Origin of the sequence: Lentzea sp. NPDC092896, assembly GCF_044754905.1 — a bacterium.
Classification (GTDB): domain Bacteria; phylum Actinomycetota; class Actinomycetes; order Mycobacteriales; family Pseudonocardiaceae; genus Lentzea.
In genome coordinates, this window is the sequence record NZ_JBIVPX010000006.1 from 204592 (window position 1) to 218098 (window position 13507).

The window sequence follows — 13507 nt, forward strand, 5'->3', positions numbered from 1 at the left end:
CCGGTGATTGTGGCCGATCTACAGCTCGATCACCGTGCCGTCCAACGGAACCTCGACGCCGGCCTCCCGGACCTTCGAGAACTCCGGGGACGACGGGTCGAGCACCGGGTTGGTGTTGTTGAGGTGCGTGTAGAGACGGCGCACGGACGGGAATCGTCGCAGCTCAGGCAGGCTCGCGGAGATCGGCAGGTGCCCCATCGCGGCCTGGCCGGACGAGCTGCCGGTCGCCGACCCCATCTCCGAGGCCGCGTAGAAAGTGCCGTCCAGCAGCACGCAGTCCGCCTCGGCCACCACCTCGTCGAAACCGGAGGGCCACGACGCCAGACAGGGCGCGTACACCAGCACGCCACCGGAGACGAGATCCTCGAACCGGTACGCGACCACCCAATGTCCATCCACAGTGGACGAACGGGCGTACTTCGGCCGCTTGCCGCTGATCGGAATCGCCGACACGCGCAGCCCGCCGAGCGAGAACGACTGGTCTGCCTCGACCTGACGCCACGCCACCGGCGCATAGCCGTCGATCACCGTGCGCAGGTCGAACTGGTCCTGCAACGCGTGCAGGACCGGGCCAGGAGCCCACACCGTCAGGCCGACGCCCCCGCGCAGCGTCAGCAGCCCGAGGGTGTGGTCGAGCTCCGCGTCGGTGAACAGGGCGCCGCGCAACGGGGTGTCACGCGCGCCGGGTCCGGGGTTCAGGAACGAACACGCGGCGATCTGCGTCCGGATGTCCGGGGAGGCGTTGACCAGCCACCAGTCGGTGCCGTTGCCGCTGATCGCCAGGCAGTCCTGGGACCGTGAGGGCAACGAGCCGGAACGAGCGCGCACGCACAGGGCGCACGCGCAGTTCCACTGCGGGAAACCGCCGCCCGCCGTCGTGCCGAGCAGAACCGCCTTCACCGCATCTTCCTCATCGCCATCGCGGGCACCTCGGCCGGTGCCATCTCGGTCTCCAGGATCAGGTCCACAGTGGACCGCGCGGGCGACAGGGAGCACACGGGATCGGTCGCGGCGGCGTCACCGGTCAGCTGGAACGCCTGACAGCGGCACCCGCCGAAGTCGATCTCCTTGCGCGGGCACGAGCGACACGGGTCAGCCATCCACTCGAACCCGCGGAAGGCGTTGAACGACGGCGAGTCGTGCCAGATCTCGTGCAACGAGGAGTCGCGCACGTTCTCGATCGTCAGCGACGAGATCACCGTGGCGGCGGGACAGGGGAGCACGTCGCCATTCGGTGCCACCGTCAGCTGCCGCGCGCCCCACCCGTACATGCAGGGCTTCGGGTGGGCCTCGTGGTAGTCCGCGATGACGTAGACGATCTCCATCCGTCCCCGCAGACGTTCCTGCGCCGCGGCCACGATCGGGTCGGCGATGGCGAGCTGGGCGCGCGTGGGCAGCAGCACCGCGCGGTTGCGCAGCGCCCAGCCGTAGTACTGGGTGTTGGCGAGCTCCAGTCGCTCGGCACCCATCTGCTCCGCCATCGCGATGATGCCGGCGATGTTGTCGAGGTTCTGCCGGTGCAGCACGGTGTTGACCGTCAGCGGCAGGCCCTCGTCGAGAACGTGGGCCGCGGCCTCGATCTTCCGGTCGAACGCCTTGATGCCCGCGATCCGGTCGTTGCCCTCCTTCGTCGCGTCCTGCAGCGAGAGCTGCACGTGATCGACGCCGAGGGAAGCCAGTTCCCGCAACCGATCGCGCGAGAGGCCGACTCCCGACGTGACCAGGTTGACGTAGCAGCCGAGGCTGTTCGCGTGCGCCACCAGCTCGGGCAGGTCCGGCCGCAGCAGCGGTTCGCCGCCGGACAGATGGATCTGCAGGCAGCCCAGCGACCGGGCCTGGTCGAACACCCGCCGCCAGTCCTCGGTCGACAGCTCGGCGTCGCGCCGCACCAGCTCCAGCGGGTTCGAGCAGTAGCCGCACTGCAACGGGCACCGGTGTGTCAGCTCGGCGAGCAGGCCGAAAGGCGCCTCAGCCATCGACGTCCACCACCCTTCGTTCGACCATCCTGGCGACCAGCGAAGCGATGTCCTCCGGTTCGACACCCTCGTACTCGTCCGCCAGCACGACGGCGATGTCTCCCACGGATCGGACGCCGTCACAAAGCGCCACAACGGAAGCCGCGGTCTCGTTCAGCACCAGCACGCCCTCGGGGAACAGCACGACGTGCGCCTCCCGGATCTGGTCGTAGGTGCACTTCACGCCGCGCCGGATCCGCGGCACGGCGTCCAGCGCGACGGCGGTCGTCACGGCTTGCCCTTGCCCGAGTAGTAGTCGACGGCGTCCAGCACGGCCCGCAGCACGTCGCACTTGAACGACAGCGCGTCGACGGCGGCCAGTTGTTGTTCGCGGGTCCGCGAATGAGTGACCACGATGTCCACAGTGGCCTGTCCTTCACCCGCGACCGCCTGGATGCGGTTGGTGAAGTAGGCGAAACCCTCCTCGGCGATCCACGGGTACTGCTCCCGCAACGCCGCCAGGCGCTTGCGCATCAACGCGCCCGAGAACATCTCGGTGAGCCCGGAGGCGATGGCCTCGACCCACGGCTTGGTGCGCGCGAAGTTCACGTAGGCGTCGACGGCGAAACGCGTGCCGGGCAGCACGTGCCGTTCGTCGAGCACCTCTTCCCGCGTCAGCCCCACGGCTTCCGCGAGACGGATCCAGTTCTCCGCGCCGCCCTCGCCCGGCTGCGTGCCGTCGTGCCAGACGATCCGCTCACGCCACTGGCGGCGGATCTCCGGCGACGGGCAGTTCGAGAGGATCGCGGCGTCCTTCTGCGCGATGCAGCGCTGGTAGTACCAGCGGTTCGCGGCCCACGCCTGCAGCTCGTGCTTGCTCAGCTGGCCGGCGTGCATGCGCAGGTGGAACGGGTGGCTGTCCCAGTACCGGGGTGCGAGGGCGCGCAGCTCGGCGACGAACTCCGCGGGAGAGACGGCAGTCATGGACGCAAACTCCTAGGTCTACCAGGAACGACGCGCGGGAGCCGGGGTCCCCGGCGTCAGCCAGGAACCCCGGCGCGAAGCCTGACGTCAGCTGCGAGCCGCGTAGGCGGTGACCTCCATCGGGGTCTCGAAGTCGCGGAAGTCGGGCTTGACCCACTCGCGCTTGACCTCGGGGAGCTTGGTCTCGGTGGTGGTGACGGCAACGTTCATGGCGCAACTCCTCGGGTGTCCTGCTCATCTGCCCGACTGGGCAGGCAAGCGCTTTCCGTTGGGGCGCGGCGGCGACTCACACGGTATGTCTTCCGGCCGGTCAAGGTCTAGACCGTCCACGAAGTTACCTGAAGTCATCGGAGGGAAATCGTCTTGTTTCGCCCACCCGGCGGCCGGGAATCCCGGAACCTCCGACCACTGTTGCGGGTCACTTCGATCTGTGATTGCGTAAACACGCCCTGCAACTCCGCCGCCGCAGACAATCCGAGCGGACCAGAAGGAGAGCACATGCGTGCTCGTCGTATCGCAGCGGCGGCAGCCTGCACTGCCCTTGCCGCATCCCTGAGCGCATTGCCCGCGTCGGCACAGGACGATCCCTCGGTCCTCGCCGAACGGACGCTCGCCACGAAGCTGGACATCCCGTGGGACATCGAGTTCCTGCCGGACGGCAGCGGCATCTTCACCGAGCGGGACACCAGGAAGATCAAGAAGATCAAGGGCACGACCGTGACCGAACTGGACACGGTGGAACAGGCCCAGACGACCGGCGGTGAGGGCGGACTGCTCGGCCTCGCCGTGTCGAAGAGCTTCGCGACCGACAACTCGGTCTTCATCTACTACTCGACGGCCAGCGACAACCGCGTCGCCAAGCTGCAGCTCGGCGGTACGCCGCAGCCGATCGTGACCGGGATCCCCAAGAACCGCTACCACAACGGCGGCGGCCTCGAATGGGGTCCGGACGGCTTCCTGTGGGCCACCACGGGCGACGGCCAGAACACCGCCAACGCGCAGAACTGGAACTCGTTGGGCGGCAAGGTCCTGCGCTTCGACGCCGCGGGCCAGCCCGCTGCCGGCAACCCTCGCGCCGGCAGCGTGGTCTACTCGATCGGCCACCGCAACGTCCAGGGCATCACCTGGATCGGGAACACCGCGTACGCCACGGAGTTCGGCAACAACACGACCGACGAGATCAACCGGATCGAGTCCGGCAAGAACTACGGCTGGCCGACGTGTGAAGGCAACTGCAACACCGCGGGCATGACGAACCCCGTCAAGACGTGGTCCACCAGCCAGGCCGGTCCGACCGGCATCGCCTACTACAAGAACGCCCTGTACGTCGGCGCGGTCACCGGCAAGCGCGTGTGGAAGATCCCGGTGAACGGCACCACGCTCGGCACCCCGCAGGCGGTGTTCACGGGCTACGGCCGCGTGCGCGCGGTGACCACGGCGCCGGACGGCACGCTGTGGCTCGGAACGTCCAATCAGGACGCCAACGGCTCACCGGGCGCGAACGACGACCGGATCATCTCCACCGACGGCTAGCAGCTCAGTTGCGCGCAGCGGGCATCCGGCGGAGCTGGTCCAGCACCGCCGGATCCTGCAGCTGCATCCACTGGATCACCTCGGTGTAGGTGGCGCACACCGTCTCCGGCTTGTCGCACACGAACTCCATGAACTGCTCCATCGCCGTCGAGAACGCGTTGCCGTTCCACTCGTTGAAGTGGTTGCCGACGACGATCGGCGCGCGGTTGCCGTTCAACGCGGCCTGGTGCACCGACTTGTACGTGTCGAGGACGATCTGGGCGAAGTCGGCCGCGCGCTCCGGCTGTTCCTTGGCCTGGTTGAGCGAGTACCAGAGGTTGAAGTCCATCATCACGACCTGCTTGCCCAGCCCGGGAACGCGCACCTCGGGCATCGGGAACTCGTACAGTCCGTTCTGGACGGTCGGCCACTGCACGCCGAGCGCGACCTTGCTGGTGTCGTAGACGAGCCCGTGCGAGGCCATCGCGGGGAAAGCCTGGTCCCAGTTGCCTTCCAGGCACGGCGTCCGTCCACCCCGGACGGCGTCGGCGGGCAGGTTGAGGCCGGCGGCGCGTGACTTGTCCACGATCTGCTTGAACTGGTCGAGCTCCGCGTTCCAGGCGGCCGTGTCCCACTTGTCGACAGACGGCTGGGAGCCGTTCGAGCAGAAGTGGCCGTTGTAGTGCGTGCCGATCTCGTGGCCGTCGGCGATCACCTGGTTCAGGTAGCCGATCCGGGAGGTGATGTCCTGCCTGGTGCCGCCGAACGAGATGTCGGACAGGCCGCGCTTGAGTCCGGCGGGCGGCTGGTACTGGTTGCCGTCCTGGTCCGCCAGCATGTAGACGCCGGACAGCAGGCCGGTGACGTGCGCGTTCTTGGCCTTCGCGATCGGCAGGATCTTGTCCCAGTGCTGCTTGGACACCGCGCCGTCGAAGGAGAAGAGCACGAACTGCGGGGGCTTCTCACCCGGTGCGAGCTTGTGCATCCACGACAGCTTCTGCATCTGTTCCTGGGTGGCCGCGGGCACGGTCGGCGTCGGCCCCGCGTCCTTGGGAGCGGGCAGTCTGGGCGCCATCGGCAACGGGCCGGAGTCCGCCTGAGGTGTCTGCTCCTTGTGCGACCCCAGGGTCATCACCATCGCCAGAACCAGCCCCAGAGCCAGGCCCGTGGTCAACCATCCCCACCGCTTCACACCTTAGGAGACGACTGATTACCCGAACGGGTTGCGCGAGGTGCGCGATTGGTCACTCAACGGGTTCGGCGATGACTACTCGGTTCGCCTCGTACCCCTGCTGACCGCCCACCCAGGTGCCACCGCAGGTGACCAGGACCAGCCGGTGCGGGCCACGCGGGCCGAAGAACTCGACGGCGCGTGCGGGCAACTCTTCCTTGCGGACGGTCTCGATCTGCTTGATGCGGAACTTGAACTCCTTGCCCGCGCTGTCGGCGATCACGACCTCACGGCCGTTCTGCGCCTGCCACAGCTCCGCGAACGGGCCCTTCGCGCCCTTCCAGTCGACGTGCCCGGCCAGCACCGTCGCGCCCTCGGCACCCGCGAGCTCGGTGCCCCACCAGGTCGCCTCGCCGATGCCGTCGGGCACCGGCAGCACGCCGTCCTTGACCTCCTTGCGCACCAGCGTGGCCGAACCGCCCGAGGGCAGCCGCACGGAACCCGGACCGGCCTTGGGCGGCGCGGGCTGCTGCTGCGCGGTGGGTTCGACGGGCCTGGCGTTGGCCGTGTTCGCCCCGCCGAGCAACCCGGTGAGGTCAGGACCGCGGCCGGTGCTCAGGCTGTCCGCCACCGGTCCCGGTCCGACGACCGGGATCTCGTCCGCGACCGCGTGTCCTTTGAGGACATCGGTCTCGGACGTGCTGACCAGCACGCTGGCGGCGGCGATGCCCGCCACCAGCGTGCCGGTCAGAAAAGCCCTGGAACTCACTGCCTGCGCCACACCAGGAAGCCTGCCAGCGCCGCGCCGAGCAGCACCAGGCCACCCACCGTCAGCATCAGGCCCGGACGCAGCTGCGTGTCGAACGACGCGGTCGCGACCGGCGTCTGACCGTCCGCGCCGGCGGGAATCGTGCTGGGCACGACCGGCTTGTTCGGCTTGTTCACCAGTTCGAGCGCGAGCGTCTGACCCGCCGCGACCGTGCCGCACGAGGCAGGCGGCGCCTTCGGGTCGAAGAACTCCTCGTATCCCTTGGGAGCGGCCACCTCGACGAGGCAGATCTCCTGCGGGGTGCGCAGGTCCGGCACCTCGACCGTGCCGTCGGGGCCGGTCTGCAGCACCAGCGGCTTGCCGTCCGTGCCGACCAGGTCCGTGTCGTCCTGCTTCTTCGCCGCGGCCGTCTGGTCCTTGGCCGTGACGCGCAACGCGACACCGGCGATGGCCTTCTTGGTCTCGGAGTCGATCTTCGTGATCTTCACGACGCCGGGCGCGGTCTTGGCCTGGCCGTTCGCGGCGGCGTTCAGCTTCTTCTCGCCACCGGTCGTGACCATGCGCTGCATGTTCTCGGTCTGGATCGGGAAGTGCACGACGGGCTTGTCGGCGGGGGAGTCCGCGACGGCCGCGATGGACGGCTTCGGGCCGGTCGGGATGACCTTGACGGTGGCCGGCTGGCCGTCGGCACCCGTGGTGGCCGTGCCGCTGGTCTTGCCGTCGGCAAGCTTGGCGTCGGTCAGGGTGAAGTCGATCGGGGCGTTCGTGACGCCCTTCTCGTTGGCCTTGATCAGCGACAGCGTCCAGGTGGACTCCGTGTCGATGATCAGCGGTTCCTTCGGCGCGGTCGCGGTGAGCGTCCACGGGCCGCGGTTGGCCTCGGCGTCGGTCTTGATGCGCGCGACGGTGTCCATGACGGACTTCGGAAGTCGCTCGGCGTAGAAGGGCGCGTTGTAGGCGAGGTACTTCGGGTCGGTCGTGTCGAACCGCACGTCACCGTCGGGCGCCGAAGTCCAGCTGTGCAACAGGTGCGCGAGCGCGGCGGCCTCGTCCGGCGACTTGGTCGTGGAGTAGCGCAGCAGCAGGTAGGAGATGTTCGCCGCGACGTCCGGGGCGAGGTCCTTGCCCGCCTTGGTGCGCAGCGCGTCGCCTTCCTTGTAACCGACGTTGCTGTCCGGCGCGGGCAGTGCGTACTGCACGCACCACACCTGCTTGTCCTGCCAGATGTATGACCCGTGCCACTCGCTACCCGGTGTGGCGTTGGGCTGGAGCCCTGACGCGTTGTGGCCGATGCCCTTGACGCCGACCGCTGACGCCGTCGCGGGAACGGTCAGGAGCGCGAGCCCCGAAACCATCGCCACGGCGGCCAGACGTTTCCAGCCCATGATGAATCGTGATCCCCTCTGACCTGTGTAGATCCCGCGTGCGAGCCTGTCGGTCCCCCAGACCGGGGACAAGCCGCCACGAGGAGGAAGTCTCTCGCTACTCAGCGTGTGAACGTGATTGGAATGTGACGGGCCTTACGTCCTTCGGGTCAGACACGCCGCGACACGCCGTAAGCGCATAACGCTCTGGAGTTGGCGCAGTATTTGCGCACGTGTGATCGTCGTCGGGGGTAAAGTCGCCTTTACCGATGGGGAACATGGCACCGAGCGTGCTCGTTGAACCCAGTGACGGCGTAAAGCAACGCCACAGGAGGACCAGGTGCGCTCGAGCAGCAACCCGGCTTTCCGTAACCTGCCGACCGGCGGCGGGTACGGAGGCTACGCAGGCTTCGGTCAGCCGGACCAGGCCGGCTACCAACAGGCCCCGCCGCCGCTGACCAGCGAGCGGCCGATGACGATCGACGACGTCGTCACCAAGACGGGCATCACGCTCGCCGTGGTGGCCGTCACGGCGGTCGTCACCTACCTCATGCAGGCGTGGGTCCTGCTCTTCCCGGCCGCGATCATCGGCCTGGTGCTGGGCCTGATCATCTCGTTCAAGCGCGTGCCGAGCCCGCCGCTCGTCATCGCGTACGCGGCCGTCGAGGGCGTCTTCCTCGGCGCGTTCAGCGGGATCATCGGCGGCATGATCGACCGGTGGACCCAGAACCCCGGCCAGGGCGTCGTGGTCATCGGTCAGGCCATCATCGGCACGATCGGCGTCTTCGCCGGCATGCTCGTGGTCTACAAGACGGGCGCGATCCGCGTCACGCCGAAGTTCACCAAGTGGATCACCGGCGCCATCATCGGCGTCGCGGTCCTCATGCTGTTCAACCTGATCATGAGCTTCTTCACCGCCGGCGGTCTCGGCCTGCGCAACGGTGGCACGCTCGCGATCATCTTCAGCCTCGTCTGCATCGGCCTCGCGGCGTTCAGCTTCCTGATCGACTTCGACGCCGCGGACCAGGCGATCCGGGCCGGCGTGCCGGCCAAGTACGCGTGGCAGATCGCGTTCGGTCTCACCGTCACCCTCGTGTGGCTGTACACCGAGATCCTGCGCCTGCTGTCGTACTTCAACTCGGACTGACGCTTCGGGTGGTCTGGAGGGGCGTTCCGCTGCGGCGGGGCGCCCCTTCGGCGTTTGTAGGCTGAGGCGGGTGGACCACGCTTATCGCTTGACGATGGAATCGCCTGCCGTGGACGTCTACCTGCGTCTGCGCAAAGAATCAGGCTTGAGTGCGCGCACTGTGGAAGAGGCCGAAAAAGGCATCGGCGGCGCATGGGCCAGCGCAATTGTCATTCACGTGGAATCGGGCGAGACCGTCGGCATGGGACGAGTGCTCAGCGACGGCGGCTGGTACTTCCACATCATCGACATGGCCGTGCTGCCCGCGCATCAACGCAAAGGCATCGGGGACGCGATCCTCGGCGCGCTGCTGGAGCGAATCACCGCGCACTCGCCGAACGCGTACGTCAACCTGCTGGCCGACCCGCCTGGCCGTCGTCTCTACGCACGACACGGGTTCGTGGAGAGCGCACCGGCGAGTGTTGGCATGAAACGGGTCTAGACCCGCCAGCGGACGTCGGGCAGTTCGGTGCCCACCTTGATCAGGCAGGTGGTGCAGAGCGCGCCCGCCTGCGCGCGCGACACCCGTTCGTCAGGCACCGAATGTTCGCAGACGGCCTCGTAAAAGCTGCGCGAACCATCGGCCTGGGCTCTGGGGAATGCATGACATTGCAGGTCATATTCGCTTTGCCACCACACGTAGGGCATGTCCGACCCCTCCTTGCTCATCGGTAGGGACGGACTTCCCCTCGCCTGATGACGTCATTGCGCGATGTTTCATCTCATCGGCAGAAAGGGGGCAGGCAAGTAGCTCCGTTCGGGTGAAGCGGAGCTACTTGCAAGCGTCAAATTGCAGATCTTGAGCAAAAGCTCAGCTCAGGCGCTCAATGACCATCGCCATGCCCTGGCCGCCGCCCACGCACATGGTCTCGAGACCGAACTGCTTGTCGTGGAACTGCAGCGAATTGATCAAGGTCGTGGTGATGCGCGCACCGGTCATGCCGAACGGGTGGCCGACCGCGATGGCGCCGCCGTTCACGTTCAGCCGGTCCAGGTCGATTCCGAGGTCCTGGTAGGACGGGATCACCTGGGCGGCGAACGCCTCGTTGATCTCCACCAGGTCGATGTCGGAGACCGACAGGCCGGCCAGCGCCAGCGCGCGCTTCGAGGCCTCGACCGGGCCGAGGCCCATGATCTCCGGCGACAGGCCGGAGACGCCGGTCGACACGATCCGGGCGAGCGGCGTGATGCCGAGTTCGCGGGCCTTCGTGTCGGACATGACCACGAGGGCCGCGGCGCCGTCGTTGAGCGGGCAGCAGTTGCCGGCGTTGATGCGGCCGTCGGGGCGGAAGACCGGCTTCAGCTGGGACACGGCCTCGTAGGTGACGCCGGCACGCGGGCCGTCGTCGGACGAGACCACGGTGCCGTCGGGCAGCGTGACCGGCGTGATCTCGCGGGCCCAGAAGCCGTCCGCGATGGCCTTCTCGGCGAGGTTCTGCGAGCGGACGCCGAACTCGTCCATCTCCTGGCGCGAGATCCCCTTGAGCAGAGCCAGGTTCTCGGCGGTCTGGCCCATCGGGACGTAGACGTCCGGCACGACGTCCAGCGAACGCGGGTCGACCCACTCCGAAGCGCCCGTCTGGGCAACGGAGGCCGTGCGCGCCTCGGCCTCGCCGAACAGCGGGTTGTGGGTGTCCGGCCACGAGTCGGAGCTGCCCTTGGCGAACCGCGACACGGTCTCGACGCCGGCGCTGATGAACACGTCGCCCTCGCCCGCCTTGATCGCGTGCAGCGCCATGCGCGTCGTCTGCAGGGACGAGGCGCAGTACCGGGTCACGGTCGTGCCGGGCAGGTTGTCGTAGCCCAGCAGCACGGACACGACGCGCGCCATGTTGAAGCCCTGCTCGCCGCCGGGCAGGCCGCAGCCGAGCATCAGGTCGTCGATCTGCGCGGGGTCGAGCTGCGGCACCTTGTCCAGTGCCGCGCGAATCATCCGCGCCACCAGGTCGTCGGGCCGCACGTCCTTCAGCGAGCCCTTGCCCGCACGGCCGATGGGGGAGCGGGCGGCGGAGACGATCACGGCCTCAGGCATCACGAAACTCCTCGTTGAGAGTCAAGGTTGCCTTCGAGCCTAGTTAACGCCCGCTCACCCCGGCCAGCGCACGTGACGAGAATTCCGGAACTCATGCGTGCCGTCTTTGCAGCCATCCGGGAACGCGGGATGGCCGGACCGCCAAAGCGGCCGCCGACCGCAACGGCAGAGCAGGTGCGCCCCAGCCCGGCCACAGCCCCGCCACCTGGCACAACGGCGCCAGCAACACGCCCGCCGCCGCCTCGTACCCGACGGAACTGGGGTGAAAGCGGTCCGAGCTGAACATGTCGACGTGCCGCGCCATGAACTCCGGCGCCAGCAGGTTCGCCAGCGACACCGGCACGCCACCCACCCGGCGCACGGCAGCGGTCTGCGCCGCCGCGAGACGCAGGCTGTACTGGTGCCCGACCATCCGCAACGGCTGGGGAATCGGCCGCACGATCCCCAGGTCGGGGCACGTGCCGACGACGACGCCGCAGCCGATCGCGCGCAGCTTGCGCACCTGCTCGGCCAGCAGCCGTCCAGACTCGGCGGGGCTCATCCGCGACGTCACGTCGTTCGCGCCGATGATGATCAACGCGACCTGGGGGGCGTCCTGCACGGCCGCGTCGACCTGCGGCACCAGGTCACGGGTGGTCGAGCCGCTGATGGCGTAGGTGGACAGGCGCACCGGCCGTTCGGCCTCCTCCGCCAGCGCCTGGGCCAGCAGCACGCCCGGCATCTGCGAGGGATGGGTCACACCGACACCCACCGCCATCGAGTCGCCGAGCACCGCCAGCCGCAGCGGATCGCGGCCGTCGTCGAGGTACACGCCGTCCGGCGCGGGCCACAGGTGCTCCAGCACGCCGATGGCCGTCCGAGCACGTCTGCCCTGCTCCGTGAGCAATCCGACCAGTGCGCCCGACAGGCCTCCGAGCGTCGCGGCGGTCATCGCCACAGCACGCAGCGTCCTGAGTCCGATCATCCGCAACACCCCCTTTCCAGTGGAATCGTCGGTTCCGCTGTTCGAATTAACCTCCGCAGCCACTCGAGCTAGGCTTCGTCCCGCTATCTCGGAGAGTGGGAGCAGGGAGTAGATACCGGTGGAGTACGTCGAGCACGTCGTCGATCTGGTCGGCAACACGCCGCTGGTCAAGCTCAACTCCCTGACCACGGGGATCAAGGCCACGGTGCTGGCCAAGGTCGAGTACCTGAACCCCGGCGGCAGCGTGAAGGACCGCATCGCGCTGCGGATGGTCGAGGCCGCGGAGAAATCGGGTGAACTTCAGCCCGGCGGCACGATCGTCGAGCCGACCTCGGGCAACACCGGCGTCGGGCTCGCCCTGGTCGCCCAGCGCAAGGGCTACAAGTGCGTGTTCGTCTGCCCGGACAAGGTCAGCGAGGACAAGCGCAACGTCCTCAAGGCCTACGGCGCCGAGGTCGTGGTGTGCCCGACCGCCGTCGCGCCCGAGCACCCGGACTCGTACTACAACGTCTCCGACCGGCTGGTCCGCGAGATCCCTGGCGCGTGGAAGCCCGACCAGTACTCCAACCCGGAGAACCCGGCGAGCCACTACCACCAGACCGGCCCCGAGATCTGGCGCCAGACCGCCGGCAAGATCACGCACTTCGTCGCGGGCGTCGGCACCGGCGGCACGATCTCCGGCACCGGCCGCTACCTCAAGGAGATCTCCGACGGCGCCGTGCAGGTCATCGGCGCTGACCCGGAAGGCTCCGTCTACTCCGGCGGCACCGGCCGCCCGTACCTGGTCGAGGGCGTCGGCGAGGACTTCTGGCCCGAGGCGTACGACAAGACCATCTGCGACCAGATCGTCGAGGTCTCGGACGCGGACTCGTTCGACACCACCCGCCGCCTCGCCCGCGAGGAAGGCCTGCTCGTCGGCGGTTCCTGCGGCATGGCGGCCGCCGCCGCGCTGCGCATCGCTCGTGACCTGCCAGAAGACGCCGTCGTCGTCGTGATCCTCCCGGACGGCGGCCGCGGCTACCTGTCCAAGGTCTTCAACGACCGCTGGATGGCGTCCTACGGCTTCCTGCCGCCCGACTCGACCGGCGCGACCGTCGGCGACGTGCTGCGCCGCAAGGGCGGCATGCTCCCCGACCTCGTGCACGCGCACCCCAACGAGACCGTGGGTGACGCCGTCGCGATCCTGCGCGAGTTCGGTGTCTCGCAGATGCCCGTCGTCAACGCCGAACCGCCCATCATGGCGGCCGAGGTCGCGGGCGCCGTCAACGAGCGCGACCTGCTCGACGCCCTGTTCACCGGCAAGGCCCAGCTGTCGGACCGCCTCGACAAGCACATGTCGCCGCCGCTGCCCACGCTCGGCGCCGGTGAGCCGGTCGGCATCGCCATGAACGCGCTCTCGCACGCCGACGCCGCCCTCGTCCTGGAGGACGGCAAGCCCGCCGGAGTGGTAACTCGGCAGGACATTCTGGGGTTCTTGGCTGGTCGCTGAGCGTAGAGGCCGGTGCGTCCGATAGCGTGACGCCCCAGATCATCATCAGTCTTACTCGTACCCACGGCCCAGCCAAGGGGG

15 protein-coding genes are annotated in these 13507 nt (G+C 68.3%); 4 read left to right on the forward strand and 11 right to left on the reverse strand.

The window, feature by feature from the left end:
• Positions 1-18: 18 nt before the first annotated feature.
• From pqqB to pqqA, 5 genes are all read right to left on the reverse strand, one after another.
• Positions 19-900 carry a pyrroloquinoline quinone biosynthesis protein PqqB gene (gene pqqB / locus ACIQF0_RS28875; RefSeq protein WP_401034366.1) on the reverse strand — a complete coding sequence of 294 codons (882 nt, stop codon included), beginning with the start codon at positions 898-900 and terminating at the stop codon, positions 19-21.
• Complete coding sequence (gene pqqE, locus ACIQF0_RS28880; RefSeq protein WP_401034368.1) at positions 897-1976, reverse strand: pyrroloquinoline quinone biosynthesis protein PqqE; 1080 nt, start codon at positions 1974-1976, stop codon at positions 897-899. The genes pqqB and pqqE overlap by 4 nt, the downstream gene beginning before the upstream one ends.
• Entirely contained in the window at positions 1969-2247 is a 279-nt protein-coding gene (gene pqqD, locus ACIQF0_RS28885) for a pyrroloquinoline quinone biosynthesis peptide chaperone PqqD (RefSeq protein WP_360038022.1), read from the reverse strand. Before pqqD ends, pqqE begins: the two co-directional genes overlap by 8 nt.
• On the reverse strand, positions 2244-2939 hold the full coding sequence (gene pqqC / locus ACIQF0_RS28890; RefSeq protein WP_401034371.1) for a pyrroloquinoline-quinone synthase PqqC: 696 nt from the start codon (positions 2937-2939) through the stop codon (positions 2244-2246). Before pqqC ends, pqqD begins: the two co-directional genes overlap by 4 nt.
• 87 nt (positions 2940-3026) lie before the next feature.
• Positions 3027-3149, reverse strand: coding sequence for a pyrroloquinoline quinone precursor peptide PqqA (gene pqqA, locus ACIQF0_RS28895; RefSeq protein ID WP_166045134.1), 123 nt, complete (start codon positions 3147-3149; stop codon positions 3027-3029).
• Positions 3150-3437: 288 nt separating this feature from the next.
• Here pqqA and ACIQF0_RS28900 point away from each other — a divergent pair, with 288 nt between their 5' ends.
• Positions 3438-4472, forward strand: coding sequence for a PQQ-dependent sugar dehydrogenase (locus ACIQF0_RS28900; RefSeq protein ID WP_401034375.1), 1035 nt, complete (start codon positions 3438-3440; stop codon positions 4470-4472).
• A 4-nt stretch (positions 4473-4476) separates the two neighbouring features.
• On the opposite strand, the gene ACIQF0_RS28905 is transcribed toward ACIQF0_RS28900, so the two are convergent.
• The 3 genes from ACIQF0_RS28905 to ACIQF0_RS28915 all read right to left on the reverse strand — a co-directional run bounded on the left by ACIQF0_RS28905 (position 4477) and on the right by ACIQF0_RS28915 (position 7776).
• Positions 4477-5625 (reverse strand): polysaccharide deacetylase, encoded by a 1149-nt coding sequence (locus ACIQF0_RS28905; RefSeq protein WP_401034377.1) that lies wholly within the window; start codon positions 5623-5625, stop codon positions 4477-4479.
• 70 nt (positions 5626-5695) lie between these two features.
• Positions 5696-6403 carry a class F sortase gene (locus ACIQF0_RS28910; protein WP_401034379.1) on the reverse strand — a complete coding sequence of 236 codons (708 nt, stop codon included), beginning with the start codon at positions 6401-6403 and terminating at the stop codon, positions 5696-5698.
• On the reverse strand, positions 6388-7776 hold the full coding sequence (locus ACIQF0_RS28915) for a SpaA isopeptide-forming pilin-related protein (protein WP_360038008.1): 1389 nt from the start codon (positions 7774-7776) through the stop codon (positions 6388-6390). Before ACIQF0_RS28915 ends, ACIQF0_RS28910 begins: the two co-directional genes overlap by 16 nt.
• A gap of 319 nt (positions 7777-8095) precedes the next feature.
• Here ACIQF0_RS28915 and ACIQF0_RS28920 point away from each other — a divergent pair, with 319 nt between their 5' ends.
• Positions 8096-8902, forward strand: coding sequence for a Bax inhibitor-1/YccA family protein (locus ACIQF0_RS28920; RefSeq protein ID WP_360038005.1), 807 nt, complete (start codon positions 8096-8098; stop codon positions 8900-8902).
• A gap of 109 nt (positions 8903-9011) precedes the next feature.
• Positions 9012-9383: a GNAT family N-acetyltransferase gene (locus ACIQF0_RS28925; protein WP_401034384.1), complete on the forward strand. Its 372-nt coding sequence runs from the start codon at positions 9012-9014 to the stop codon at positions 9381-9383.
• Here the strand turns inward: ACIQF0_RS28925 and ACIQF0_RS28930 are convergent.
• The 3 genes from ACIQF0_RS28930 to ACIQF0_RS28940 all read right to left on the reverse strand — a co-directional run bounded on the left by ACIQF0_RS28930 (position 9380) and on the right by ACIQF0_RS28940 (position 11937).
• Positions 9380-9589 (reverse strand): hypothetical protein, encoded by a 210-nt coding sequence (locus tag ACIQF0_RS28930; protein ID WP_360037996.1) that lies wholly within the window; start codon positions 9587-9589, stop codon positions 9380-9382. The genes ACIQF0_RS28925 and ACIQF0_RS28930 overlap by 4 nt on opposite strands.
• Before the next feature lie 163 nt (positions 9590-9752).
• Positions 9753-10973 (reverse strand): acetyl-CoA C-acetyltransferase, encoded by a 1221-nt coding sequence (locus ACIQF0_RS28935; RefSeq protein WP_401034387.1) that lies wholly within the window; start codon positions 10971-10973, stop codon positions 9753-9755.
• Positions 10974-11064: 91 nt separating this feature from the next.
• On the reverse strand, positions 11065-11937 hold the full coding sequence (locus ACIQF0_RS28940) for an SGNH/GDSL hydrolase family protein (RefSeq protein ID WP_401034389.1): 873 nt from the start codon (positions 11935-11937) through the stop codon (positions 11065-11067).
• A 118-nt stretch (positions 11938-12055) separates the two neighbouring features.
• On the opposite strand from ACIQF0_RS28940, the gene ACIQF0_RS28945 reads away from it, so the two are divergent.
• Positions 12056-13426 (forward strand): cystathionine beta-synthase, encoded by a 1371-nt coding sequence (locus ACIQF0_RS28945; protein WP_360037988.1) that lies wholly within the window; start codon positions 12056-12058, stop codon positions 13424-13426.
• Positions 13427-13507 lie beyond the last annotated feature (81 nt).

Bases quoted from the DNA above. Each gene is read 5' to 3' on its own strand.
- pqqE (WP_401034368.1), bottom strand. From the start codon at position 1,976: ATGGCTGAGGCGCCTTTCGGCCTGCTCGCCGAGCTGACACACCGGTGC.
- pqqC (WP_401034371.1), bottom strand. From the start codon at position 2,939: ATGACTGCCGTCTCTCCCGCGGAGTTCGTCGCCGAGCTGCGCGCCCTC.
- pqqA (WP_166045134.1), bottom strand. From the start codon at position 3,149: ATGAACGTTGCCGTCACCACCACCGAGACCAAGCTCCCCGAGGTCAAG.
- ACIQF0_RS28900 (WP_401034375.1), top strand. From the start codon at position 3,438: ATGCGTGCTCGTCGTATCGCAGCGGCGGCAGCCTGCACTGCCCTTGCC.
- ACIQF0_RS28915 (WP_360038008.1), bottom strand. From the start codon at position 7,776: ATGGGCTGGAAACGTCTGGCCGCCGTGGCGATGGTTTCGGGGCTCGCG.
- ACIQF0_RS28930 (WP_360037996.1), bottom strand. From the start codon at position 9,589: ATGCCCTACGTGTGGTGGCAAAGCGAATATGACCTGCAATGTCATGCA.
- ACIQF0_RS28935 (WP_401034387.1), bottom strand. From the start codon at position 10,973: ATGCCTGAGGCCGTGATCGTCTCCGCCGCCCGCTCCCCCATCGGCCGT.
- ACIQF0_RS28940 (WP_401034389.1), bottom strand. From the start codon at position 11,937: ATGATCGGACTCAGGACGCTGCGTGCTGTGGCGATGACCGCCGCGACG.